The sequence below is a fragment of the Burkholderia sola genome (assembly GCF_905400185.1).
Taxonomy (GTDB): domain Bacteria; phylum Pseudomonadota; class Gammaproteobacteria; order Burkholderiales; family Burkholderiaceae; genus Burkholderia; species Burkholderia sola.
This window is the reverse complement of record NZ_FR989677.1, coordinates 557,855-583,127: the sequence shown is the minus strand read 5'-3', so window position 1 is coordinate 583,127 and position 25,273 is coordinate 557,855. Positions and strand designations below refer to the sequence as shown.

Genomic DNA, 25,273 nt, shown 5'->3' with positions numbered 1-25,273 from the left:
CGGACGGTTGACGCGACGCGCATCGCGCGTCAGCCGCCGACCACGAACCGCGCGCCCAGCGCGAGCAGCAACGCCGGCGGCATCACGCACGCGCCGACCGCGAGGAATGCGCGGAAACCGACCTGCAGCCCTTCGCGCCGGATCGCCGTCAGCCACAGAATCGTCGCGAGCGATCCGGTGATCGACAGGTTCGGGCCGAGATCCACGCCGATCAGCATTGCATCGACCACCGTTCGCGGGCTGTGCGCGACGTGGATCGTCGAACTCGCGATCAGCCCGGCTGGCAGATTGTTGACCCCGTTCGACACCAGCGCGACCGCGACGCCGGCTACGGCCGCCGCAACGTGCTCGCCGCTTTGCATGAGCGCGTGTAGCAGCCCCGCCAGCGCGCGCACCGCGCCGGTCCGGTCGAGCGTCTCGACGACGACGAACAGCCCCGCGACGAGCGGCAACACGCTCCATGAAATCGCGCGAACGATCGGCACGCCCGCCGCGCGATCCCGCATCACCACGCACGCGACCGTGACGACACCCGCCAGCGCGGTCGGCAACCCGAGCGGGCGATCGGCGATCGATACCGCCATCAGCGCGACGGCCGTTGCGGCGATGCCTGCCAGCGCGATGCGGCCGCCGCTGGTCAGCGGCGGCACCGGCAGCGCGGACTCACAACGGCCGGAAAGCGCACGTCGCTGCACGATCCGCAGCATGACGAACGTGCACGCGATCGACGCGACGGACGGCGCCGCGAAGTGCGCGAGCCAGACGCCGAGGGCCGGCATGTGCGCGCCGTACAGCACCAGGTTCGCGGGATTCGAAATCGGCAACACGAAACTCGCGGCATTGGCGACGAGCGCACAGCTGTACAGCAGCGGCATCGGATCGGCCTTCGCGCGGCGCGCGGCGGCCAGGACCGCGGGCGTCAGCACGACGGCGGTCGCATCGTTCGACAGGAACACCGTGGTGACGACACCGACCGCGTAGATCAGCGCGAACAACCGCCGCGGCGATCCCTGTGCGAGATTGACGACGTGCGTCGCGACCCAGTCGAACAGCCCCTCGCGACGGGCCGCCTCGGACAGCAGCATCATGCCCGTCAAGAACAGGTACACGTCGCCGCCTTTCGCGACGGCGTCCAGCGCCTGCGCGACGGGCAACAGGTTCAACCCGACCAGCAGCAGCGCGCCGCTCACGGCCCACGTGGCCTCGGGCCAGCCGAACGGGCGCGTGATGACGCCCGCGGTGGCGAGCGCGGAAATCAGCCAGGCAAGCGAAACAGGATTCATGGGCAAGTGGACGGAGGCAGGGGAATCGACATCGCTGTCACGACGATGTCGCCGATAAATCGGCGGGCTTGCCGCACGCGCTGCTCAGCGATCGCGCATGGCCGAGCCACAGCGCGAGCGAGCCCGTCGACACGGCGCCCAGCACGACGAACGCGGCCGGATAGCCGAAGTGCTGCGCGAGCATGCCGCCCAGCACCGGGCTGAGCGCCGCGCCGATGCCCTGCGCGGTCGCGACGGCGCCCTGCCCGGCGTTCACGCGGCCGGAGCCATGCAGCAGGCGCACCACGAGCGCGGGCACGACCACGCTTTGCAGACCGGCGCCGATACCGTCGAGCACCTGCACCGGCCACACGCCCGCTTCGCTCATCCACGTCGCGGCGACCAGCCCGCGCACCGGCAGCACGAGATACGAGCACAGCAGCACCCGCCAGTAACCGTGCGCGCGGATCAGCCGGGGCGCGAGCCACGCCGCCGCAATCATCACGCACTGCGCGATGACGATCGTCTGCGCGGTGAACGCGCTCGCGTTGCTGCGATGCGTGACGACGACGCCCATCCCGTAGAGCGGCAGCATCGCGGCGTTGCCGAGATGAAACAGCGCGAGCGACGCGCCGAGCAGCACCAGCGGCCGGTTCTCGGCGAGCGTGCGCAGGCCGCCGACGCGCGACGTCGACGCCGCGTCGAACGCATCGGGATGCGTCGCGTCCGTTGCCGGCGCAGCACCGGCAGGATCGAGGCCACGTGCGGACGCATGATCGATCGCGTACCTGGGAATCGCCAACGTGCTCACGATCGCGAGGACCGTAAACACGCCGACGAGCGCGAACACCGCATCGAACCCGACATGCCAGCCGAGCCACCCGGCGAGCGCCGCCCCGGCGACGTTGCCGGCGTGGTTCGCCATCTGGTTGCGCCCGAACTGCCGGTCGAAACCCTGCCGGCGCACGATGCCGAGCGTCACGCCCGCGGCGGCCGGCGCCAGCACCGCGCCGCTGACCGCCGCGAGGATCTGCGACGCCGCCACCGCCGGATAGCTGTGGACGAACAGCATCGCCAGCGACGCAAGCGCCGTCGCCGCGGTCGCCACGACGATCAGCGCCCGCTTCGCGCGCACCGCATCGACGAGCGCGCCGGCCAACGGCGTCGCGGCCATCGCGGCGAGCCCGGCCAGCGTCATCACCGAGCCGATCGCATCGGCGCCCCAGCCGCGCGACAGCAGGATGACGCCGATGAACGGGCCGATGCCGGCCTGCACGTCGGCCAGGAAGAAGTTGAGCGCCTCGAGCGCGCGTGCCGGTCTCATGGGCGTCTCACCGTCACACGATCATTCGGCATCCGCATCGACGAGCTCGGCGATCTCGCTCACGTCGAGCGTCGTGCCGTGCGGCGTGACGACGCCGTGGCCCCACGCCTGCACATGGACGCCGGGAAGCAGATAGTCGCGCAGGGCTTCAGCCGCATGCGGCGGCACCCGCAGCGCGACGCCGCTCGTCAGCAACGCACCGTTCAACTCGCCTTTCGGGCCATGCAGCCCGAACGCGACTTCGCCGCTCGATTCCATCGGCTGTCGAGGCGGTCGCGGCGGCTTCGGGACGGCGTGCTCCGGCCCGGCGTCGATGATGTCGATGCCGCCGCGACCGGTCAGTTGCACGGCCGCGATCATCGCCGCGCGACGCGGCTTGACGCCCCGCACGCGGATGCGGTCGCCGACCGCGACATGACGCACCAGTTCGCGGCCCAGATGCGGTGGTACGTGCACCTGGAGGTCGCCGTTCAGGATCAGGCCGTCGATTTCTCCGTGCGGATTGAGCAGGAACTGCGTGACGCGGCCGCGCGTTTCGGGCAGGCACGCGGGATCGATCCAGTGCATGACAGGACTCCTTTCGATGGATGGGGGAATAGCGTCGCGCGATCAGCGCGCGACATCGTCGTAGAGGTTCACGACATGGCCCGGCGCGCCGAACGCCGTCGCCTGCAACGCTTCGCCGTACGCATTGCGCGTGCCGTAACCGACCGCGGCCACGCGCTCGCCGGGAACGAGCAGCGCGCCGAATTGCTGCGCGGCCGGAACGGTCAGCTTGACGATCGTCCCGCTGTCGAGCATCACGCCGTCCGGCTCGCCGCGCGGCGCGTGCGTCACGCGGCGCACGACGCCGGACACGCTCAGGCGGGCGAGATTGACGCCGCGCAGCATCGGCGGCACGGGTGCGACGGGCGCGGGCGGCTGATCGGACAGCGACGCGCCGGTGCCGTCGTTGCGGACGACGCGTGCGCGGATTTCATCGTCGACGTGTCGTTCGCCGGCTATCGTGACACGCTGGCCCGACCGCACGAGCGCCGTCAATTGCGAACCGAGATGCGGCGGCAGGCGGACGAGCGTGCCGTCGGTCAGCACGAAGCCGTCGACGGCGCCTTCCGGATTGATCGTCAGCCGCGACAGCGTGCCGGAAACCAGCGCATCCGACGCGGCGTCGTTTCCGGGCGCGGCAGGCACAAGCGCACGAGGCCGAGGAGGAGCAGGCGGCGGCATGGCGCCGGCCGGGTCTTCCGCACGCGGCGCCGGCGGCACCTGCGCCACGCTGACGGTTGCGACGGCAACGAGTGCGGCAGCGCAGAGCATGCGATACGACCGGTGAACGGCGGCACGGCGCCGCGACCGCGATCGAACGACAGGCTGGTACGACTTCATGACGGGCTCCGGCGACGGGTTGCGATGCATCGATATCCGCAATACCCGTGCCAACCTGAGAAGCACCGTGTGGCCGTGCGCCGAATCGCGAAGCACGTCTGACGTGTCGGATTTCCCGACACGTCGCTTCACCGGATGTCGGCATTCCCGACGGTCGAAACGGCGCGACTAGTCGTCCCGCTCGATCCCGAGATTCGCCATGCGCGCATAGAGCGACTGGCGGCCGATCCCGAGCTGCCTCGCGGCCTCCGCGCGATTGCCGTTCGCGCGCTCGAGCGCGTGCAGGATCGCCGCGCGCTCGACCGTCGCCAGCGCATCGGGCAGCGGCATGTCGAGCAGGTGCGCCGGCACCGCCTCGGCGCCCGACGCGCGCGCCGGCACGGCGGCCAGGCCGAGGTCGGCCGCGCCGGCGGCCGGCCCGGGGGCGAGCGCGGCCGCCCGCTCCATCACGTTGCGCAGTTCGCGCACGTTGCCCGGCCAGCGGTGATCGAGCAGCGCGCGCTGCGCGTCGTTCGTCAGATGCAGCGCGCGCATGCCTGCCGCGCTGCCGAGGAAATGCGCGGCGAGCGGCAGGATGTCGGCGACGCGCTCCGCGAGCGGCGGCAGGTGCAGCGGAATGACGTTCAGCCGATAGAACAGGTCTTCGCGGAACGTGCCGTTCGCGACGGCCGCGGCGAGGTCGCGGTGCGTCGCGGCCACGACGCGAATGTTGATCGCGGTCGGGCGATCCGCGCCGAGCGGCATCACCTGGCGCTCCTGCAACGCGCGCAGCAGCTTCGCCTGCATCGCGGCGGGCATGTCGCCGATCTCGTCGAGAAAAAGCGTCCCGCCGTCGGCCTCGACGAGCCGCCCCGCACGATCGGCGTGCGCCCCCGTGAACGCGCCGCGACGATGCCCGAACAACTCGCTTTCGAGCAGATCGGCCGGGATGGCCGCGCAGTTCACGGCGACGAACGGCCCCGCATGTCGGGCCGATGCGGCATGCAGCACGCGGGCCGCCACCTCCTTGCCCGTGCCCGTCTCGCCGGTCACGAGCACGGTCGCGTCGCTCATCGCGGCGCGGCCGACCTGCTTTTGCACGTCGCGCATCGCGGCGCTCACGCCCAGCAGTTGCGGTCGGTCCGCCGACGGTTCGCCCGCGAAACCGCTGTCAGGCGGCGCGAGCGCGGGCGGCTGATTCGCCGACACGATGCGTTCGAGCAGTTGCGCGATGTCGCGACGCCCGATCGGCTTCGTCAGGTGATCGAATGCGCCGAGCCGCATCGCTTCGATCGTGTTGTCGCTGGTCGCATGGGCCGTCAGCATGACGACCGGAATCGCGGCCAGCGCAGGATCGTCGCGCAGTTGCGTGAGCACGGCCAGCCCGTCCAGATCGGGCAGGCGGAAATCCAGAAAGATGCATTCGATGCCGCCGCCGTCGCGCAACGCGCTGAGCGCGGCGCGACCGGTTGCGGCCTCGACGGCCCGATGACCGAGATCGGCGAGCGTTTCGGCGAGGCTGTCGCGGAAGGCCGCGTCGTCGTCGACTATGAGGATGTTTGCCATGGAATTTCAATCACGAATGCGGTGCCCCCGTCGAGGCGCGCGTGCCCGCCATGCGCCGCCGCCACTTCGCGGACGACGGCGAGGCCGAGGCCCGTGCCATCCGCGCGGCCCGTCACGAACGGCTCGAAAATCCGCTCGCGCTGCGCGGCCGGCACGCCGGGGCCGCTGTCCGACACGGTGATGCACAGCCAGTCGCGCCCGGCGAACGCGCGCCGCTCGGCGGCGAGCGTGACCGCGCCGCCGTCGCCCGCGTGGTGCAGCGCGTTGAGCAGCAGATTGTCGAGCGCCCGCCGCATCTGGTCGGGATCGAAGGCGGGAAAATCCGACGGCCACGCGAGCCGCTCGCCCTGCCCCGCGAGCGACAGCGTCAGGTCGATCGCTTGCCGCTGCGCGAGCTCGCGGTGCGCATCGACGACCTGCGCGAGCCACGCGTCGACGTCGACCCGTGTCGCATGCGGGCGCACCGGCTGCGTCAGCGCGAGCAGGCTCGACAATTGCGCATCGATGCGCTCGATCTGCGCGAGGATCACGCGCAACGCGTCCTGCTGCCGTCGGCCGTCGCCCGCCAGTGCGTTTTCCGCCTTCAGCCGCATCGCGCCCATCGGATTGCGAATCTCGTGCGCGACCTGTGCGGCAAGCTTCCCCAGCATGCCGAAGCGCTCGGCCTGCGCGAGGCGCGTGCGCAGTTCGTCGGCCTGCTGTTGCAGCAGGTCGGCGCGCCGCGCCCGCTCGTTGAACGCATCGATGACGCGGTCGAGATCGGGTTCGCCGACGTACGGCAGCTGATGCTCGCGACCGTCGGGCCCGAGCCCGCTCTCGATCCGCGCGAGATTGCGCTTCCATCGGCGCAGCGCCACGGCCAGCGCCGCCGCGATCGCCAGAATCACCGCGAGCACGGCCGCGAGGCCCGTGGCCAGCAATTCCCCGTGCCGGCCCAGCGGCGGGCGCGCACGCGTCAGCATCCACACGTACAGCCCCGATCCGCCGCGTACCGGACAGGCCGCCGCGATCACCGCATCCTGCGCGCCTTCGACGACGTTCGCCGTCGCGGCATGCGTCGCGGCCGCGGCGCGCAGCGTGCGGAGGATCAGCGGCGTTTCCGCTTCCGGAACGTCGTGTTTGACGCCGCTGCCCTGATAAGTCGGAAAGGAATACGCGAGAAAGCCGCTCGCCGCCGGGGCGGCGTCGGGCATCCAGAACCCGCCCTCCATGTCCGGCGCGCGGGACAGCACGATGTCGAGGATCGCGTGCATCAGGTCCGGGGCGGGCCCGGCGCCCGCCGACGCGGAAGACGCGCCGTAACGCGACGCGACCGCTTCGCAGGCCGACGCGCCGGCGGCCTTCGCGCTGGCCACCTGCTGACTCTCGGCGGAAGTCGCCGTAACCCAGACGACCGCGACCAGCGTCGCGCACAGCGCCGCGACGAGTGCCCAGAGCATGACGAGTTGGGTGGAAAACGACGGACGCTTCATCGGATCGGGCTGGCGGTTGAGGACGACAGAATAGCGTATTGCATGTCATGCGAAGCGGTCACGACCGGCATGCATTGCGCCGACTGCTGGCCCGATCGGATCGGAACGGCAACGGCGCGCGCCAGTGCCGTCACGCTCGCCACTTGCATTTCGGTATCGGCGACAAATCCCGCCGATCGCACGCGCCTGGGCCGCCTTGCCGCCATCGACATACGTGTCCGCAATCACCGCCTTCGCCGAGCCCGCGCCGTTGCGCCGACCGTACTCAGGCTTGAAGGTACCTGCCCGGAAAATCGAACGGGAATCGAAAACGCCCGCCGCCGGAAATCCGGCGTCGGGCGTCTCGACCCCTCTTGGCGTGCGGCGCGCCCCTACCGCGCAAGCGCGGCGACTTGCCCCGCCGTCAGCGCACCGTGGTACACGCGGAAATCGCTCACCAAGCCGTCGAAGGCCGGATCGGCCGCGAACTGCGACCGCCCGATCCAGTTGTTCGCGGTCGGAGCGAGCCGCCACGGCGCGAGAAACGCGTCGGCCGCGCTACCGACTGCTGCGCCGTCGACGTAGAGCGTGGCCGTCGTCCCCGCCAGCGTGACGGCCACGTGCGTCCACTGCGCGGCTCGCAGCGGCGCTTTCGCATCGATACGCCGCTCGCCGTGCGCCCCGTTGACCGTGATCGCGAAGCGCAGCGCGCCGGTGTCGGCGAGCGGCGTGAGCATCATGTAGCGCCCGACACCGGAGCCGAAGTCGAACACCCGCGACCACTTCCGCACGGTGCGCGCACACACCCATGCCGCGACCGTGAAATCCGACACGTCGGCGAGCACGCCCGCCGCAAGCGCGACGTAGCTGCCCGCACCGTCGAGCGACAGCGCATTGCCGCTGCGCCCCGGCGCGAACGCCGCCCCGCCGACCAGCGTACCGGGGTGCCCGTTGCCGCTGCGATCGGCGGCGGTGACGCCGCGCGATTCGTCGAACGGCAGCCAGATCTGCAGCTGCTGGCCGGTCACCACGCGCGCCTCCGCGGAATGCTGCGTTTCGCCGGTCGGCGTGGTTGCGCTCACAACGTAATACCAGGTGCCCGCGGCCGGGCTGTCCGTCCACGTCAGCGGATCGACGATGCCGGTCGCGACGGTCGCGTACGGGCCGCCCGACGCCGCGCCGCGCTTCACCGTATAGTGCGTGCCGTTCGCGACACCCCACCACGACAGCACCGCGCGCCCGGCGCTCGCGTGCGCGGTGAGCCCGCTCGGTGCGGGCGCCGGGCCGGCCGGATCGCGCGTATACATCAGCGTGCCGTAGCCGAGCTGATCGTAGCCGCCGCTGTTCGGCCCGTAGTTGCCGCCGCCACCCTCGGGCTGTGCGGCGAGCGCGAAGCGCTTCGACCACGGCGCCGCGAGCCCCTTGCGGTTCACGTAGTGGTTGTACACGAGCGCCCAGCACGGCCGGACCCCGCCCTGGCCGCCGGTCGCGAACTGCGTTTGCGTGACGTTCACGTTCGAGTAGGTGACGTACGGCACGTCGAAGAACGGGCCGTCGGGCGATTGGCGCAAATTGGCTTTCGCGACGTATTCGGCGCCGGCAAGAAAACGGTTGTTGTCGTACCCGTACAGATCGACGCCCTGATTCCACGCCATCTCGCAGATCGCGCCGGCCAGCGCGATGCCGAGCGTGTTGTGCCCCTGGTCGCGGCCGCTCTCCTGCCACTGGCCGAGATGGCCCGGATGCAGGTAATACACCGCCTGCGGTATCGCGCCGTTGCCGGGCCCCGCGCGGAAATAGTCGATCGCCTCGTCGAACAGCGCGCGGTCGTCGCACAGCACGCCGATCGCGAGGATCGACGCGATATTGCACAGGTCCCAGTTCGCCCAGTAGTGCGTGATCTCGGTATTGTTGTGACGATGCAGGAAATCGGTGTTGATCGGGTAGAACACGGTGCGCATCATCCGCTGGAACGCGGCGAAATCCGCGGCCGCCCAGCCCGGATAGCCGCGCATGATCTCGCCGGCATTCGCGAACTCGTAGCCGTACAGGCCGGCCGCGAGGTCGACGTTCGAATCGCCGCCCAGGCGCTTCAGCGTCGCCGCCCATGCGTTCATGATCCGCACGGCCGTGTCCGCATACAGCTTGTCGCCGGTCACCTTCCAGCGCAGCGCGCACGCATAGGCGGCGGCGACGTCGTTGTACAGGATTCCGTAGTTCTGCGGCCCGCTGCCGCCGCGATCGATCTCGACCTGCGGCCGCGGCTGCCACGACTGGCTCGCGTGGCCGTTCGCGATCAGCACCGACCAGCCGTCGAACCACGGCTGCGCGTGCGTCATCACCTTTTGCGCGACGCGATCGAAATCCGCCTGCGTATGCAGCAGGCCCGGATGGACGAAGGCCGCCGTCGAGCCCTGCGATACCGCGGCGAATGCGGCGCTCGCACCGCCGAACGTCCCGCCGCAGGCGAGCATCGCCCATGCGCCCAGACTGTGGAGAAACGTGCGCCGCGACATCGCGTCGTCCGACATCCATTCGGGTTGCGAAGCGTCGCCCGTGCGATGCGCGACCGCTTCGCGCATCGCGTTGTCCTTCGTCCAGTCCTTGCCGCTCATGCGTCTCCCTTGGTCGTTGCGGCCGCGCCCGCGCGCGGCCCTGGGTTCGAACTTCGTCGAAAGTGTGCCGCTGTCGCCGGAAATCCCGGCACGGTGAAGCAGACGGCGGTTGGTCAGGCATCTGCGGAAGCGCCCCGCTTCGCCTGCACCGGCTCCGGCCGCCACACGTCATGCGATCCTGAACGCAAACGATGACAGTGGCGGGAAGCGGCGGCAACCGCGCATGGTGCGCGTCGGGATCGGGCGGGTCAATTACGCGTTGTAAGGAAACGGCCGCGTCAGCCCACGATTCGGGGAATCGTCGTCCGCTGATCGGCGTGCGATTCGATTCGCCGCGTTGAGCGTCGACCGCGCGGCATGCGCGGCGCATTCGGTCCGCGGCCCGCGCGTCGGAGCCGCCTCGCCTTTCAACGCGCGTCCGCGGCAACGGCAGCGCGCTGCGACGCACCGTCCCGCTCGACTCGCTCGACGATGCGCGCCAGCCGAATGATGTCGGTCAGCGCGAAATCGGCCGCATCGGGCCGGGGCCGGCCGCGCTGGTCAGCCATGCGCATCGCGAACGCGAGCGCCTCGGAACGCTCGCGCAGCAGCGCGCGCAGTGCATCCGCGATCACCTGCCGGTCGCGCGGGTCATCCAGGTCCAGCACGGAACCGGCATCCGGCATCGCGAACGGTCCGGCCACCCGCACGGAAACATCCGCCGCGCGCATCGTGTTTCGTTCCATCGTCGTCCTCTTCGTCGACTCGCGACCGACCGGCGCCGACCCGCACGTCAGCGCCGGTTCGACCGCGACACCACGTCGATCCACACCGCCAGCACCAGCACCGCGCCCTTGACGATCATCTGCCAGTACGCGTCGACGTCGAGCATCGACATCCCGTTGTCGAGGCTCGCCATCACGAGCGCGCCGATCAGCGCGCCGTAGACGGTGCCCGACCCGCCGCGCATCGACGTGCCGCCGATGAAGCACGCAGCGATCGCATCGAGTTCGCCCATCGAGCCGGCCGACGGCGACCCGGCCGCGAGCCGCGCCGTGTTGACGAGGCCGGCGAACGCGCACATCAGCCCCATCAGCGCGAAGATCACGAGCTTCACGCGATCGGTGTCCACGCCCGACAGCCGCGTCGCCTCCAGGTTCGACCCCACCGCATAGATGCGCCGGCCGAACACGGTCTGCGTCGCGATCCACGAGAACACGCCGAGCAGCACGAGCAGCAGCAGCACGGGCACCGGAATGCCGCCGTAACGGTCGAGCGTCGCGACGAACGCGAACAGCACGGCGCCCGCGCCGACGATCTTCGCGACGTCCTGCCACAACGGCGCGACCGAAAGCCGGTAGCGCCGCCGCGTGCCGCGCTGCCGCACCACCAGCAGCGTCGCGACCACGAACAGCAGCACCGCGAGGCCGTCCCCGGCGAGACGCGGTAGATAACCCTGCCCGATGAACACGAAGCCGTCCGACACGGGCGCGATCGTCGAGCCGCCCGTCACGCCGAGCAGGATGCCGCGAAACGCGAGCATCCCGCCGAGCCCGACGATGAACGACGGCACGCGCCGATAGGTCGACCACCAGCCGTTGAAGAGTCCGATCAGCACGCCGAGCGCGAGCACGGCCGGGACCGTCGCCGCAACCGGCCAGTGGCGGTTGACGTCGAGGATCGCGGCGACGCCGCCGAGCAGCCCGAGCAGCGAGCCGACCGACAGGTCGATCTCGCCCGCGATGATGACGAACACCATCCCGCACGCGAGCATGCCGGTGATCGACATCTGCCGCAGCAGGTTCGATACGTTGCGCGGCGTGACGAACGCGCCGTCCGTCAGCACCGAGAAGAACGCCCAGATCGCGACGACCGCGAACAGCAGCGCGAGCACCTTGTAGCGCGTGAAGACGTGGCGCAATGGCAGCCGCGGCGCGCGGCCGGCGCCTGCATCCGGCGTCGCCGGGGTCGAGGAAGAAAGTTCGGAATTCATGTCGCACTCGCTGCGGTGGGTTCGGCCGGCAGCCGCGCGGGCTTCAGCGCGGCGCCGAGAATCTGTTCCTGCGTGAGGCCCTGGTTGACGAAATCGCCGCGCAATTCGCCTTCGCCGATCACCAGCACGCGATCGGCGAGGCCGAGCACTTCCGGCAGTTCCGACGACACGACGATCAGCGCGACGCCGCGCTTTGCGAGCGCAAAGATCAGCCGGTAGATCTCGGCCTTCGCGCCCACGTCGACGCCGCGCGTCGGTTCGTCGAGGATCAGCACCTGCGGCTCGGTCAGCAGCATCTTCGCGAGCACCGCCTTCTGCTGGTTGCCGCCCGACAGGCTCGCGATCGACAGGAACGGGTGGGCGGCGCGCACCGACAGCCGCTGCATCTCGGTGCGGATCGCGTCGAGCTCGGCGGCCGCGTCGATCCGCCCGCGCGCCGCGAAGCGCTGCAGCACCGCGAGCGTGATGTTGTGGCCGACGCCGAGCTGCGGCACGATGCCGTGGCGCTTGCGGTCCTCGGGCACCATCGCGATGCCGGCGCGGATCGCGTCGGCCGGCGAGCGGATCGACAGCGGCCGGCCGTTCATCGTCACCGTCGCCGTGCACGCGCCCGGATACGCGCCGAAGATCGCCTGCATCAACTCGGTGCGCCCAGCGCCGACGAGCCCGGCCACGCCGACGATCTCGCCGCGCCGCACGCTGAACGACACGTCGTCGACGCGCTTGCGGCGCGCGTTCGTCACGTCGCGGCACGTCACGTGGCGTACGTCGAGCACGACGTCGCCGATCTCGTGCGGCTCGCGCGGATACAGGTCGCGGATCTCGCGGCCGACCATCATCGCGATGATCCGGTCGGTGGTCAGCGCGGCCATCGGTTCGGTCGCGACATGGCGGCCGTCGCGGATCACGGTGACCGTGTCGCACACGGCCGCCACCTCGTCGAGCTTGTGCGAGATGTACACGCACGCCACGCCGCGCCGCTTCAGGTCGCGCACGATGTCGAGCAGGATCCGCGTTTCCGACGCGCTCAGCGACGACGACGGTTCGTCGAGGATCAGCAGCTTCGCGCGCTTGTTCAGCGCCTTCGCGATCTCGATCAGCTGCTGGTGGCCGCCGCCGTAGTTCATCACCGGCTGCGCGACGTTGATCGAGTCGATCCGTAATTCCTGCAGCAGTTCCTCCGCGCGCTGGACCATCGCCGCGAAGTGCATGCGCCCGCCCGGCAGCGTGATCTCGTTGCCGAGGAAGATGTTCTCGGCCACCGACAGTTCGGGCACGAGCATCAGTTCCTGATGGATGATCGCGATGCCCGCGCGCTCGGTGTCGCGCACGCCGGACGCCACGAGCGGCGCGCCTTCCCAGCGGATCTCGCCGTCCCACGTGCCGTGCGGGTACACGCCCGACAGCACCTTCATCAGCGTCGACTTGCCGGCGCCGTTCTCGCCGCACAGCCCGACGCATTCGCCGGGGCGCACGGTCAGGTCGATACCGTCGAGCGCCTTCACGCCGTCGAATGCCTTGACGATGCCACGCATCGTCAGCAAGGGTTCCGTCATTCGTTCATTGCCTCGCAGTAAGCGGCCGCCGTCGCGGCGGCCGCGCGTCGCGTCCGTCGTACGCTTACTGGCTCGCCAGCTGGGCCTGGGTATAGAAGCCGTCCTTCACGACGACGTCGACGTTGCGCTTGGTCAGCAGCGTCGGCTGCAGCAGCACCGTGTCGACCTTCTTCTTGCCGTTGTCGTACTGCGCGTTGAACGCGGGCTTCGTGCCCTTCGCGAGATCGACCGCCAGCTTCGCGGCTTCGCTCGCGATCAGCTTCAGCGGCTTGTAGACGGTCATCGTCTGCGTGCCGGCGATCACCCGCTTGACCGCGGCCAGATCCGCATCCTGCCCGGACACCGGCACCTTGCCGGCCAGATGCTGCGCGGCGAGCGCCTGAATCGCGCCGCCGGCCGTGCCGTCGTTCGACGCGACGATCGCGTCGATCTTGTTATTGTTCGCGGTCAGCGCGTCCTCGACGATCCGCAGCGCGGTCGACGCGCTCCATTCGGGCACCCACTGCTGGCCGACGACCTTGATGTCGCCGCGGTCGATCGCGGGCTTCAGCACCTTCAGTTGTCCTTCGCGCAGCATCTTCGCGTTGTTGTCGGTCGGCGCGCCGCCCAACAGGAAGTAGTTGCCCTTCGGCTTCGCGTCGAACACGCCCTGCGCCTGCAGCTCGCCGACCTTCTCGTTGTCGAACGAGATATACGCGTCGACGTCCGCGTCGAGAATCAGGCGGTCGTACGACACGACCTTGATGCCGGCCTTGCGCGCTTCGGCGACGACGTTGCCGAGCGTCTTCGAGTTGAACGGCACGATGACGATCACGTCGACGCCGCGCGAGATCAGGTTCTCGATCTGCGAAATCTGCCGCGCCTCGCTTGCGTCGGCCGACTGCACCGACACCTTCGCGCCGAGTTTGGTTGCGGCTGCAACGAAATAGTCGCGATCGCGCGACCAGCGCTCGACGCGCAGGTCGTCGATGCAGAAACCGATCTCGGGCTTGTCCTTGCTCGCATGGGCGAGCGGCGAGCCCAGTGCGAGGATCGCCAGCGCGGCGGCGCCGGCAAGCGAACTCAATACGGTACGACGCGTCACGGATTTCATGTCTCCACTCCTTGTTATGGAACCACTCACGAACCGCGGGCGGCCGCCGGATTGCACCGCCCGCATCGATTCACTGCAACGTGCGTGTCAAGCGCCCGTCGCAAACACCGGTTCGAGCGCCCGATACAGCGCGCGAAACGTCGGCCGGCGCACGTCGCGATACCACGCGTGCCGCTCGGGATCGGGCTCGCGCACCGCGACGACGGGCGGTTGCGGGCACACGTCGTCGAGCCGCGCACGCGGTTCGACCGCGAGGTGCGCGAGGCGCGCGGCGCCGAGCGCCGGCCCCACTTCGCCGCCTTCGCGCAGCGTCAGCGCGCGGCCGCTCAGGTCGGCGAGCATCTGCGTCCAGTACGCGCTGCGCGAGCCGCCGCCGATCACGGTGATGCTGTCGGGGGCGAGCCCGGCCGCATGCAGCGCGTCGATGCCGTCGAGCAGCGCGAAGCCGACGCCTTCGAGCGTCGCGTTCGCGAGATCGGTACGGCGCGTGTCGGGCGTGAGCCCGTAGAACACGCCCTTCGCGTTCACGTCGTTGTGCGGCGTACGCTCGCCGCTCAGGTACGGCAGGAACCACGGGCGGCTCGCGCGGGCGTTCGTCTCGGCATCGTCGAGCAGCGCCGCGACGCCGTCGTAGCCGGCCAGTTGCGCGGTGAAGTCGACGCAGCCGGCCGCGTTCAGCATCACGGACATCAGGTGCCACGTATCGGGCAGCGCATGACAGAAGCTGTGCACCGCCGATTCCGGATTCGCGCGAAACCCGTCCGACACCGCGAAATACACGCCCGACGTGCCGAGCGACAGCAGCGCATCGCCGGGCCGCACGATCCCGACGCCCACCGCGCCGGCCGCGTTGTCGCCGCCGCCCGCCACCACCGGAATCTCGCGCAGGCCCAGCGCCCGTGCGACGGCCGGCAGCAGCGTGCCGGTGATTTGGTTGCCCTCGAAGACGGCCGGCATCTGCGTGCGCGACAGCCCGCAGGCGGCGAGCAGCGTGTCGTCGTAATCGCGCTTCGCGACGTCGAGCCACAGCGTGCCGGCGGCATCCGACGAATCGGTCGCGAACGCGCCGGTCAGCCGGTAGCGCAGATAATCCTTCGGCAGCAGCACGTAGGCGATGCGCGCGAACACGTCGGGCTCGTGACGCCGCACCCACAGCAGCTTCGGCGCGGTGAAGCCCGGCATCGCGATGTTGCCGGCCACCGTGCGCAGCGCGGGCGCGAGCCGTTCGAGTTCGTCGCACTCCGCGTCGGCCCGGCCGTCGTTCCACAAAATCGCGGGGCGCAGCACGTCGCCGTGCGCATCGAGCAGCGTCGCGCCGTGCATCTGGCCGGTCAACCCGAGCGCGTCGATGTCGCGCGGATCGATGCCGGCCGTACGCGCCTCCGCCACGAGTGCGGCGAGCGCGTCGCAGGCGGCCTCCCACCAGTCGCGCGGCGCCTGCTCGGACCAGCGCGGCTGCGGCCGGCTCACGGTGAGCGGACGGCTCGCGCTCGCGCGCACCGCGCCGTCACGGTCGAGCAGCACCGCCTTCATGCCCGACGTGCCGAGATCGAGTCCGATGTACATGGCGTCAGCGCAGCCCGTAGATCGCCTGGTTCACGATGTTCTCCAGCCGCTCCTGCGCGCCGCTCGCATGCCGCGGGTCCACACCGCGCGCGAGCGCATCGGCCGCCAGCGACTCCAGCGTGTAGCCACCCGACAGGATCTTGCGGCCGAATTCATCGTCCCACTGCGCATAACGCTGCCGGCGCAGCGCGTCGAGCCGGTCGTTCTCGACCAGCACCGCCGCGCGTTCGAGCGCGAGCGCGAGCACGTCGATCGCGCCGACGTGGCCGTAGAACAGGTCTTCCGGATCGATGCTCTGGCGACGCACCTTCGCGTCGAAGTTCATCCCGCCGGTCGTGAAGCCGCCGTGGCGCAGGATCTCGTAGAACGCGAGCGTCAGCTCCTCGACGCTGTTCGGGAACTGGTCGGTGTCCCAGCCGTTCTGCGGATCGCCGCGGTTCGCGTCGACGCTGCCGAACACGCCGAGCGCGAACGCGTTCGCGATCTCGTGATGGAACGAATGGCCGGCGAGCGTCGCGTGGTTCGCCTCGATGTTCACGCGGATCTCGTCCTGCAGCCCGTACTGCACGAGAAAGCCGTGCACGGTCGCGACGTCGTAGTCGTACTGGTGCTTGGTCGGCTCCTGCGGCTTCGGCTCGATCAGCAGCGCGCCCTTGAAGCCGATCCGGTGCTTGTGCTCGACGACCATCGACAGGAAGCGGGCGAACTGGTCGCGCTCGCGCTTCAGGTCGGTATTGAGCAGCGTCTCGTAGCCTTCGCGTCCGCCCCACAGCACGTAGTTTTCGCCGCCGAGCCGGTGGGTCGCGTCGAGCGCATGGCACACCTGGGTCGCGGCCCAGGCGAACACGTCGGGGTTCGGGTTCGTCGCGGCGCCGGCCGCGAAGCGCGGGTGCGAGAACAGGTTCGCGGTACCCCACAGGAGCCGCACGCCGCTCGCCTGCTGGCGCTCGCCGAGATAGTCGACCATCCGCGCGAAATTGCCCGCGTATTCGCGCAGGCTGTCGCCTTCCGGTGCGACGTCGGTGTCATGGAACGTGTAGAACGGCGTGCCGAGCTTCGTGAAGAATTCGAATGCGGCATCGGCCTTCATTCGCGCGCGTTCGAGCGCGTCGCCGGGCTGGTGCCACGGCCGCTGGAATGCGGCCTGCCCGAAGATGTCGTTGCCCGGCCACACGAACGTGTGCCAATAGCAGACCGCGATCCGCAGATGCTCGGCAAGCGTCTTGCCGAGCACGCGCTTCTCGGGGTCGTAATGGTGATACGCAAGCGGATTGTCCGACTGCGGGCCTTCGTAGCGAATGGCGGGAATGTGTTCGAAATACGACATGGCGTCTCCGTGCAGGTTCTTGTTGCAGCGCAACGCGCGTCGCGGCGACGCACGCGGCCGAATTCGGTTGGCTGGATCGTGCCCCCGCGCCTGCCGGCCGGCAATTGCGAAATTGCGCAGCGCGCTTGATGTTTCTTGCCAGTCGTACGCGTGCGGCCTGCGTTCCGTCCTACAATCGCCGTACACCAGACAACCGCGCGCCGCCGTCGAGCGCGCCCCGGAGACAACGGCACGGCGCCCCGACGCGCTCACCCGACACCGAGATGACACGCGCCCCATCCGCCCAGACACCGCACCGCATCGCGCTGCTGTTCAACGCGAACAAGGTCTACGACCGCGAGATCATCAGCGGCATCGGCCAGTACCTGCACACGACGCGCGTCGTGTGGGACCTGTTCCTCGAAGACGATTTCCGCTGCCGGCTCACCGGAATCGAGCGTTTCGACGGCGACGGCATCATCGCGGACTTCGACGACCCGGCCGTCGCCGACGCGCTCGCCGGTTCGCCGCTGCCGATCGTCGCGATCGGATCGTCGTACGAGGACCCGGCGCAGTACCCGGACGATGTCCCATATATTGCGACGGACAACCCGAAGCTCGTGTCGCTCGCCTATACGCACCTGATCGGGGCCGGCCTCGCGCATTTCGCGATGTACAGCCTGCCGGTCGCGCAGGAAAACCGCTGGGCGCAGCAGCGCGAGCTGGCGTTCGACCGGCTCGCGCGCGCGGACGGGCTCGACGCGCCGATCTATCGTGGGCTGTCGACCAGCGCGTCGGGCTGGAATCACGCGATCGAGCAATTGATCGACTGGCTGCATGCGCTGCCGAAGCCGGTCGGCGTGATCGCGGTGACCGATGCGCGCGCGCGGCATCTGCTGCAGGCGTGCCTGATCGCCGGCATCGCGGTGCCGGAACAGGTCGCGATCATCGGCATCGACAACGATCCGCTCACGCGCACGCTGACGCGCATTCCGCTGTCGTCGGTGATCCAGGGCACCGAGGAAATGGGCCGCACCGCCGCGCACCTGCTGCACCGGATGCTGCGCGGCGCGCGCTTTCCCGGGCAGCGCATTCTCGTGCCGCCGGTCGGCATCAACGTGCTCGAATCGACGCGCCACCAGCCGCTGGCGAGCCCGCACGTGATGCGCGCCCGGCATTTCATCCGCCAGTACGCGTGCCAGGGGATCAAGACCGAACAGGTCGCCGACTATGTCGGCGTGTCGCGCTCGCTGCTCGAGGAGCACTTCCGGCGCGAACTACAGCGCACCGTGCACCAGGAGATCCTGCGTCACAAACTCGAGGCCGCGCAGGCGCTGCTCGCCAGCCGGCAGGCGTCGAGCGCCGAAGTCGCGATCCGTTGCGGGTTCACGTCGCTTCAATACATGTACGCGGTGTTCCGGCGCGAACTCGGCTGCACGCCGCGCGAATATCAGGAACGCGCGGCCGCCACGAACTGACGCCCGCCGCCCATTCGACATCCACTCATGCACATCGATACCGATTCCTCACCTCTGACACCCGGCGTGGCACGCGTGCTGGCCGAGCCGTGGGGCGCGTTGCCCGACGGCGAGCCCGTGCGGCGCTATACGCTGCGCAACGCGCACGGGATGCGCGTCGTCGTCAGCGATCTCGGCGCGACCGTCGTGTCGTGGCTCGCGCCCGACCGCACGGGGCGCCTGGCCGATATCGTGCTCGCGCACGACACGCCGGCCGAGTACCTCGAATCCGGCGCCTATCTCGGCGCGACGGTCGGCCGCTGGGCGAACCGGATCGCCGGCGCGCGCTTCACGCTCGACGGCGTCGACTACCTGCTCGACCGCAACGAGAACGGCAACCTGCTGCACGGCGGCGCGAACGGCTTTCATCGCGCACGGTGGGACGTGGTCGACGACAGCGGCGGGCTGACGCTGCGGCTCGATTCGCCGGAAGGCGATGCGGGATTCCCCGGCAACGTGAGCGTGCAGGTGCGCTACACGCTCGACGACGACGGCACGCTGACGATCTACTATTCGGGGTGGACCGATGCGCCGACGCCGCTGAACCTGACGAACCACAGCTACTTCAACCTGAACGGGCGCGCGGGCAGCGACGTGCGCGGCCATCTGCTGCACATCGACGCTGACGCATTCCTCGAAGTGGACGACGCGCTGATCCCGACCGGCACGGCCGACGTGACGGGCACGGCGTTCGATTTCCGGCACAGCGCGCCGATCGGCGCGCGCCTCGACTGGCCGCATGCGCAACTGGCGCGGGCGCGCGGTTTCGATCACTGCTACGTCGTCGGCAACGGCGCGCGCGAGGTCCGGCCCGTCGCGCGGATCTACGATCCGGAAAGCGGCCGCGAGTTGATCGTGTCGACCGATCAGCGCGGGCTGCAGCTCTATACGGGCAACTATCTCGACGGCCTGCGCGTAAGCGGCGGCACGCGCTGCGTGCAGCACGCGGCGCTGTGCGTCGAGGCGGGCGGGTTTCCGGACCAGGTCAACATGGACGGCCTGCGCGACGACGTGATCGTTCGTCCGGGCGACGTCTATCGGCAAACCACGCGGTATCGGGTCGCGGTTCACGCATAGCGTGCGGGCGTGAGGCATCGCCGGCACGCGAGCCGCGCCGGCGTCGACCGTAAGCGGAACATCGGCTGACGCGAATTACCGCTGCCTGTCAACCGAGGCCGCCCTCGACCCGCATTCCCGCCGCAGTGATTCAGATCAAGGGGGCGCGCGGCAATCGTCGGATATAAGTGAACCCGAAGCGGCGTCGCCACGAGCGCGGCGCCATCCCGTGTTCGTGTAGCCGATGAGGAACCCCATGCGCGCCGTCGCGCTTCCGCCGCTGTTTCAGCCTGCCGCCGCGCGGCGCGTTCGTCTCGTTGCGCTGGCAGCCTGTGCGGGCCTGCTGTCGGGATGCCTGTCGCTCGCGCCACCCGACGAACGTCCCGCCGCGCCGATCCCCGCCGCGTTCCCCGATCCTGCCGCCCGCAGCGCCGCCATTGCGCAGGCGCCGCCCGCCTGGCAAGACTACTTCGTCGACGGACGTCTGCGTGCGTTGATCGAGCAGGCGCTCGCCAACAACCGGGATCTGCGCGCAGCGGTTGCACGCGTCGAACAGGCGCGCGCCGTCTATGGCATCCGCAGCGCGGATCAGTGGCCGACGATCGGCGCCGGCGCGGCCTACGCGCGGTTTCGCACACCGGGCGGCTTCCTGACGCCGACGCCGGTCATCGGCCAGGTCTACCAGGTCCAGCTGGCGGAGACGCAATGGGAGATCGATTTCTGGGGCCGCGTGCGCAACCTGAAAGCGTCGGCGCTGCAGCGCTATCTCGCGAGCGATGCGGCCCGGCAAGCGGTGACGCTGAGCGTGATCACCGGCGTGGCGGACGCCTATCTGACCCTGTGCGAGATCGATGAACGGATCGCGCTGACGCGCGCGACGATCGACACGCGACGCGAATCGCTGCGGATTTTCCGGCTGCGTCACGCGGCCGGCGCGATCTCGCGGCTGGACCTGACGCAATCGGAGATTCTGCTGCAGCAGGCCGAGTCGCTTGGCATCCAGTTGCAGCAGGCGCGTGCATCGGCGGCCGATGCGCTGGCATTGCTCGTCGGTGCGACGCCGGCGCTGGCCGACGCGCCGCTGACGCTCGACGACGGCGCCGTGATGCCGTCGCTCGCGCCGGGCCTACCGTCGTCGCCGCTCGCGCGGCGTCCGGACGTAATCGCGGCCGAGCACGAACTGCAGGCCACGCGCGCGAACATCGGCGCGGCGCGCGCGGCGTTTTTCCCGCGTATCGCATTGACGAGCGCGATCGGTTCGGGGAGCACCGCACTGCGCGACCTGCTGTCGTCCGGAACGGGCGTGTGGTCGGTGATTCCGAACGTCACGCTGCCGCTCGTCGACGGCGGCCGCAATCGGTCGAATCTCGCCCTCGCGCACGCCCAGCGCGACGAGGCGCTCGCCCAGTACGAGAAGACCATGCAGCGCGCGTTTCGCGACGTGTCCGATGCACTCGCCGCACGCTACTGGCTCGCCGACCAGGTCGCGATCGAACGAGCGACGCTCGCGTCCCAGGCCGAGCGCGCACGTCTGGCGAAACTGCGCTACGACAGCGGCGCCACCCGCTTCCTGGAAGTACTCGATGCGCAACGGGACCTGATGAACGCCGAGCAGCAATGGGTGATGACGCGTCGTGCGCTGCTATCGAGCCGCGTCGCGCTGTACGGCGCGCTCGGCGGCGGGACCACCGATACCGACAGCGCCGCCGCGGCATCGAACCACCTTTCCATCGATTCGGGTTCCAGACCATGAAGACCATCAAGCGCCCTCTTCTGATCGGTGCCGGTGCGGCCGTGCTCGCGATCGGCCTCCTTTACTACGGCTGGACGCGCTGGCGTGACGCACAGACGGACGCCGGGCTCGTCAGCGGCAACGGCCGCATCGAGGCGACCGAGATCGACGTCGCGACCAAGCTGCCGGGGCGCGTCACCGCCATGCTCGTCGACGAAGGCGATTTCGTGAGTGCCGGTCAGCCGCTCGCCCGCATGGACGTCGTCGTCCTGCGGGCGCAGCTCGACGAGGCGCAGGCCCGGGAACAACAGGCGGTGAACACCGCGGCGAGCATCGACGCGCAGGTGGCCCAGCGTCGCAGCGACAAGGCCGCGGCGGCCGCGCTCGTCGTGCAGCGGGAAAGCGAGCTCGACGCGGCCACGCGCCGGCTGGCGCGCTCCGAAACGCTGTCGCGGGACGGCGCGTCGTCGCTGCAGGAACTCGACGACGACCGCGCGCGCGCCGGCAGCCTGCGGGCGACCGTGAACGCCGCGCGCGCCCAGGTCGAAGCCGCGCAGGCCGGAATCGACGCCACCCGGGCCCAGCTCGTCGCCGCCCGCTCGGCGGTGACGGCCGCGCAAGCGACCGTCGCGCGCGTGCAGGCCGATATCTCGGACAGCGAGCTGACGTCGCCGCGCGACGGGCGGGTCCAGTATCGCATCGCCGAATCGGGCGAAGTCCTGCCGGCAGGCGGCAAGGTGCTCAATGTCGTCGATCTGTCCGACGTCTACATGACGTTCTTCCTGCCCGAAACGGTTGTCGGCAGAGTCCCGCTCGGCGCCGACGTGCGGATCGTGCTCGATGCGGCGCCGGAATACGTGATTCCGGCACGCGTGTCCTACGTGTCGAGCACGGCGCAATTCACGCCGAAAACGGTCGAGACGGCCACCGAACGGCAGAAACTGATGTTTCGGGTCAAGGCGCGCATCGACCGCGATCTGCTGCAGCGCCATCTGAAGCTCGTCAAGACCGGCCTGCCGGGTGTCGCGTGGCTGAAGACCGATCCGAACGCGGGCTGGCCGGCGCGCCTCGCGATCAAGGTGCCGCAATGAACGCGACGTTGCCCGTCGCTAGCGGTGCCGGTGCGGGCGAAGGTCCGCCCGCATCCGTTGAATCGGGCGTGGTCGCCCGGCTGTCGGGCGTCTCGTTGCGCTACGGCGATACCTGCGCGCTCGACGACGTGACGCTCGATATCCCGGCCGGCCGCATGGTCGGGCTGATCGGACCGGACGGCGTCGGCAAGTCGAGCCTGCTCGCGCTCGTGTCCGGCGCACGGGCGATCCAGCTGGGCCGCGTATGGGCGCTCGATGGCGACCTGTCGTCGCGCGGCCACCGCGCACGCGTATGCCGGCGCATCGCCTACATGCCGCAAGGGTTGGGTCGGAACCTGTACGCGACGCTGTCGGTCGAGGAAAACCTGCAGTTCTTCGCCCGACTGTTCGGCCACGATGCGGCCGAGCGACGCCGCCGCATCGACGCGCTCACGCACAGCACCGGGCTGCATGCGTTTCTCGACCGCCCCGCCGGCAAACTGTCCGGCGGGATGAAGCAGAAACTCGGCCTGTGCTGCGCATTGATCCACGATCCCGACCTGCTGATCCTGGACGAACCGACGACCGGCGTGGATCCGCTGTCGCGCGCCCAGTTCTGGGAACTGATCGACCGTATTCGCACCGCGCGTCCGGCGATGAGCGTGCTCGTTGCGACCGCGTACATGGACGAGGCCCGGCGTTTCGACTGGCTGATCGCGATGGACGCCGGCCGCGTGCTCGCGACGGGCAGCCCCGGCGACCTGCTCGCCCGCACCGGCTGCGACACGCTGGAAGCCGCGTTCATCGCGTTGCTGCCGGAAGCGCGCCGGCACGGGCACCAGCCGATCCGGATCACGCCGTTCCAGCCCGACGCGACCGACGGCTACGCGATCGAGGCCGACGGCCTGACGATGCGGTTCGGCGATTTCGTCGCGGTCGACCATGTGAGCCTGAAGATCCGCCGCGGCGAAATCTTCGGCTTTCTCGGCTCCAACGGCTGCGGCAAATCGACGACCATGAAGATGCTCACGGGCCTGCTCGCCGCGTCCGAAGGCACGGCGACGCTGTTCGGCCGGCCGGTCGCCGCGAACGACATCGATACGCGCAGGCGCGTCGGCTACATGTCGCAAGGGTTTTCGCTGTACGGCGAACTGACCGTCCGGCAGAACCTCGTGCTGCATGCGCGCCTGTTCGGCGTGCCGGAACCAGACCTGCCCGCGCGCATCGACGAAATGGTCGGGCGCTTCGGTCTCGCGGACGTACTCGATGCGCTGCCCGAACGCCTGCCGCTCGGCATGCGGCAGCGGCTGTCCCTTGCCGTCGCGATGGTGCACAAGCCCGAACTGCTGATCCTCGACGAACCGACGTCGGGCGTGGACCCGGTTGCGCGCGACGACTTCTGGCGATTGATGATCGAGCTCGCGCGCAACGACCGCGTCACGATTTTCATTTCGACGCACTTCATGAACGAGGCCGCCCGCTGCGACCGCATCTCGCTGATGCATGCGGGCCGCGTGCTGGCGAGCGCCGCGCCGGACGAACTGGTTCGCCTGCGCGGCGCCGCCACGCTCGAGGACGCGTTCATCGGCTACCTGACCGACGCGCAACGCGGCGACAGCGCACCGACGGACACGTCACCTGGCGCCGGCTGGCTCGCCGCGTCGCTCGACGCGAGCGACGCCGGCCGCGGCGCCGCCTGGTTCAGCCCGGCGCGCGCCGGCAGCTACCTGTGGCGCGAAGTGCTGGAGCTGCGCCGCGACCCGCTGCGCGCGACGCTGGCGCTGTTCGGTTCGCTCGTGTTGATGTGCGTGATCAGCATCGGCATCAGTCTGGATGTGGACAACCTGACGTTCGCCGTGCTCGATCGCGATCAATCGATGCTGAGCCAGGACTACGCGCAGCATCTCGCGGGCTCCCGCTACTTCGTGCCGCGCGCCCAGCTTGCCGATGACCGCGATATCGATCGCCGCATGCGCAACGGCCAGCTGTCGCTCGCGATCGAGATCCCGCCCGGCTTCGCACGCGACGTCGCCCGCGGCCGGCACGTGGAGATCGGCGCGTGGGTCGACGGCGCGATGCCGATGCGCGCGGAAACGATTCGCGGCTACGTGGCCGGCATGCACGAGAACTGGCTGCGCGATCAGGCGAAGCGCCGGCTCGGCGTGTCGCTCGTCCCGGCAGTCGACGTCGCGATCCGCTATCGGTACAACCCGGACGTCAAGAGCCTGCCCGCGATGATTCCCGCGATCATGCCGATGCTGCTGCTGATGCTGCCCGCGATGCTGACGGCGCTCGCCGTCGTCCGGGAACGCGAGCTCGGATCGATCGTCAACCTGTACGTGACGCCCGTGACCCGCGCCGAATTCCTGCTCGGCAAGCAGGCGCCGTACGTGATGCTGGCCATGCTGAATTTCCTGCTGATGGTCGTGCTAGCCGACGTCGTGTTCGGCGTGCGGATCAAGGGCAGCTTCGCGACGCTGGCCGCCGCGGTGCTGATCTTCAATGTCGTCGCCACCGGCATCGGGTTGTTTGCGTCGACGTTCACGCGCAGCCAGATCGCCGCGATCTTCATGACGATCGTCGGCACGCTGATCCCCGTCGTGCAGTTCTCGGGCCTGCTCACGCCGCTGTCGTCGCTCGAAGGCAGCGGCAAGTGGATCGGTACGATCTATCCGGCCACCTACATGCTCGCGATCAGCCGCGGCGTCTACAACAAGGCGCTCGGGCTCGCCGACCTGTCGTCCCAGTTCTGGCCGCTGCTCGCCGCCGTGCCGGTCATCATGGTGACGACCGGCGTCCTGCTGCGCAAACAGGAGCGCTGA

18 protein-coding genes are annotated in these 25,273 nt (G+C 69.7%); 5 read left to right on the top strand and 13 right to left on the bottom strand.

Features of this window, described 5'->3' with window-relative positions:
* Positions 1-29: 29 nt before the first annotated feature.
* From KR541_RS32650 to xylA, 13 genes are all read right to left on the bottom strand, one after another.
* The gene (locus tag KR541_RS32650; RefSeq protein WP_216090090.1) at positions 30-1,283 is read right to left on the bottom strand and encodes an arsenic transporter; all 1,254 of its coding nucleotides are present in this window, start codon (positions 1,281-1,283) and stop codon (positions 30-32) included.
* Between the two features lie 37 nt (positions 1,284-1,320).
* Entirely contained in the window at positions 1,321-2,586 is a 1,266-nt protein-coding gene (locus KR541_RS32645; protein WP_089490442.1) for an MFS transporter, read from the bottom strand.
* A 21-nt stretch (positions 2,587-2,607) separates the two neighbouring features.
* Positions 2,608-3,153, bottom strand: a complete 546-nt coding sequence (locus KR541_RS32640; protein ID WP_089490443.1) for a hypothetical protein — start codon at positions 3,151-3,153, stop codon at positions 2,608-2,610.
* Between the two features lie 42 nt (positions 3,154-3,195).
* On the bottom strand, positions 3,196-3,777 hold the full coding sequence (locus tag KR541_RS32635) for a hypothetical protein (protein ID WP_235356275.1): 582 nt from the start codon (positions 3,775-3,777) through the stop codon (positions 3,196-3,198).
* Between the two features lie 363 nt (positions 3,778-4,140).
* Positions 4,141-5,517, bottom strand: a complete 1,377-nt coding sequence (locus KR541_RS32630; RefSeq protein WP_216090088.1) for a sigma-54-dependent transcriptional regulator — start codon at positions 5,515-5,517, stop codon at positions 4,141-4,143.
* Positions 5,499-6,989, bottom strand: coding sequence for a sensor histidine kinase (locus tag KR541_RS32625; protein WP_216090087.1), 1,491 nt, complete (start codon positions 6,987-6,989; stop codon positions 5,499-5,501). The genes KR541_RS32630 and KR541_RS32625 overlap by 19 nt, the downstream gene beginning before the upstream one ends.
* 371 nt (positions 6,990-7,360) lie before the next feature.
* The gene (locus tag KR541_RS32620) at positions 7,361-9,499 is read right to left on the bottom strand and encodes a LamG-like jellyroll fold domain-containing protein (RefSeq protein WP_050016834.1); all 2,139 of its coding nucleotides are present in this window, start codon (positions 9,497-9,499) and stop codon (positions 7,361-7,363) included.
* Between the two features lie 491 nt (positions 9,500-9,990).
* Positions 9,991-10,308 carry a hypothetical protein gene (locus tag KR541_RS32615; RefSeq protein WP_080334358.1) on the bottom strand — a complete coding sequence of 106 codons (318 nt, stop codon included), beginning with the start codon at positions 10,306-10,308 and terminating at the stop codon, positions 9,991-9,993.
* A gap of 47 nt (positions 10,309-10,355) precedes the next feature.
* Positions 10,356-11,555 carry a sugar ABC transporter permease gene (locus KR541_RS32610; protein ID WP_050016755.1) on the bottom strand — a complete coding sequence of 400 codons (1,200 nt, stop codon included), beginning with the start codon at positions 11,553-11,555 and terminating at the stop codon, positions 10,356-10,358.
* Positions 11,552-13,111, bottom strand: a complete 1,560-nt coding sequence (gene xylG, locus KR541_RS32605) for a D-xylose ABC transporter ATP-binding protein (protein WP_050016753.1) — start codon at positions 13,109-13,111, stop codon at positions 11,552-11,554. The genes KR541_RS32610 and xylG overlap by 4 nt, the downstream gene beginning before the upstream one ends.
* Positions 13,112-13,175: 64 nt before the next feature.
* Entirely contained in the window at positions 13,176-14,204 is a 1,029-nt protein-coding gene (xylF, locus tag KR541_RS32600) for a D-xylose ABC transporter substrate-binding protein (protein ID WP_050016752.1), read from the bottom strand.
* Positions 14,205-14,291: 87 nt separating this feature from the next.
* Positions 14,292-15,770 carry a xylulokinase gene (xylB, locus tag KR541_RS32595; RefSeq protein ID WP_050016750.1) on the bottom strand — a complete coding sequence of 493 codons (1,479 nt, stop codon included), beginning with the start codon at positions 15,768-15,770 and terminating at the stop codon, positions 14,292-14,294.
* Between the two features lie 4 nt (positions 15,771-15,774).
* Positions 15,775-17,097 carry a xylose isomerase gene (xylA, locus tag KR541_RS32590; protein ID WP_050016749.1) on the bottom strand — a complete coding sequence of 441 codons (1,323 nt, stop codon included), beginning with the start codon at positions 17,095-17,097 and terminating at the stop codon, positions 15,775-15,777.
* Positions 17,098-17,360: 263 nt separating this feature from the next.
* Between xylA and KR541_RS32585 the strand changes: the two genes are divergently transcribed.
* The 5 genes from KR541_RS32585 (at position 17,361) to rbbA (ending at position 25,273) form a co-directional block, all read left to right on the top strand.
* A complete protein-coding gene (locus KR541_RS32585) occupies positions 17,361-18,554 on the top strand; it encodes a XylR family transcriptional regulator (RefSeq protein WP_050016747.1) in 1,194 nt (397 codons plus the stop codon).
* 27 nt (positions 18,555-18,581) lie between these two features.
* The gene (locus KR541_RS32580; protein WP_050016746.1) at positions 18,582-19,670 is read left to right on the top strand and encodes an aldose epimerase family protein; all 1,089 of its coding nucleotides are present in this window, start codon (positions 18,582-18,584) and stop codon (positions 19,668-19,670) included.
* Between the two features lie 235 nt (positions 19,671-19,905).
* Positions 19,906-21,402: an efflux transporter outer membrane subunit gene (locus KR541_RS32575; RefSeq protein WP_216090086.1), complete on the top strand. Its 1,497-nt coding sequence runs from the start codon at positions 19,906-19,908 to the stop codon at positions 21,400-21,402.
* Positions 21,399-22,472, top strand: coding sequence for an HlyD family secretion protein (locus KR541_RS32570; protein ID WP_050016742.1), 1,074 nt, complete (start codon positions 21,399-21,401; stop codon positions 22,470-22,472). Before KR541_RS32575 ends, KR541_RS32570 begins: the two co-directional genes overlap by 4 nt.
* Complete coding sequence (gene rbbA, locus KR541_RS32565; protein ID WP_089490452.1) at positions 22,469-25,273, top strand: ribosome-associated ATPase/putative transporter RbbA; 2,805 nt, start codon at positions 22,469-22,471, stop codon at positions 25,271-25,273. Before KR541_RS32570 ends, rbbA begins: the two co-directional genes overlap by 4 nt.

Excerpts from the sequence above, each read along its gene's own strand:
- KR541_RS32650 (WP_216090090.1), bottom strand. The coding sequence starts at position 1,283 with ATGAATCCTGTTTCGCTTGCCTGGCTGATTTCCGCGCTCGCCACCGCG.
- KR541_RS32645 (WP_089490442.1), bottom strand. The coding sequence starts at position 2,586 with ATGAGACCGGCACGCGCGCTCGAGGCGCTCAACTTCTTCCTGGCCGAC.
- KR541_RS32640 (WP_089490443.1), bottom strand. The coding sequence starts at position 3,153 with ATGCACTGGATCGATCCCGCGTGCCTGCCCGAAACGCGCGGCCGCGTC.
- KR541_RS32630 (WP_216090088.1), bottom strand. The coding sequence starts at position 5,517 with ATGGCAAACATCCTCATAGTCGACGACGACGCGGCCTTCCGCGACAGC.
- KR541_RS32625 (WP_216090087.1), bottom strand. The coding sequence starts at position 6,989 with ATGAAGCGTCCGTCGTTTTCCACCCAACTCGTCATGCTCTGGGCACTC.
- KR541_RS32620 (WP_050016834.1), bottom strand. The coding sequence starts at position 9,499 with ATGTCGGACGACGCGATGTCGCGGCGCACGTTTCTCCACAGTCTGGGC.
- KR541_RS32615 (WP_080334358.1), bottom strand. The coding sequence starts at position 10,308 with ATGGAACGAAACACGATGCGCGCGGCGGATGTTTCCGTGCGGGTGGCC.
- KR541_RS32610 (WP_050016755.1), bottom strand. The coding sequence starts at position 11,555 with ATGAATTCCGAACTTTCTTCCTCGACCCCGGCGACGCCGGATGCAGGC.
- xylG (WP_050016753.1), bottom strand. The coding sequence starts at position 13,111 with ATGACGGAACCCTTGCTGACGATGCGTGGCATCGTCAAGGCATTCGAC.
- xylF (WP_050016752.1), bottom strand. The coding sequence starts at position 14,204 with ATGAAATCCGTGACGCGTCGTACCGTATTGAGTTCGCTTGCCGGCGCC.
- xylB (WP_050016750.1), bottom strand. The coding sequence starts at position 15,770 with ATGTACATCGGACTCGATCTCGGCACGTCGGGCATGAAGGCGGTGCTG.
- xylA (WP_050016749.1), bottom strand. The coding sequence starts at position 17,097 with ATGTCGTATTTCGAACACATTCCCGCCATTCGCTACGAAGGCCCGCAG.
- KR541_RS32585 (WP_050016747.1), top strand. The coding sequence starts at position 17,361 with ATGACACGCGCCCCATCCGCCCAGACACCGCACCGCATCGCGCTGCTG.
- KR541_RS32580 (WP_050016746.1), top strand. The coding sequence starts at position 18,582 with ATGCACATCGATACCGATTCCTCACCTCTGACACCCGGCGTGGCACGC.
- KR541_RS32575 (WP_216090086.1), top strand. The coding sequence starts at position 19,906 with ATGCGCGCCGTCGCGCTTCCGCCGCTGTTTCAGCCTGCCGCCGCGCGG.
- KR541_RS32570 (WP_050016742.1), top strand. The coding sequence starts at position 21,399 with ATGAAGACCATCAAGCGCCCTCTTCTGATCGGTGCCGGTGCGGCCGTG.
- rbbA (WP_089490452.1), top strand. The coding sequence starts at position 22,469 with ATGAACGCGACGTTGCCCGTCGCTAGCGGTGCCGGTGCGGGCGAAGGT.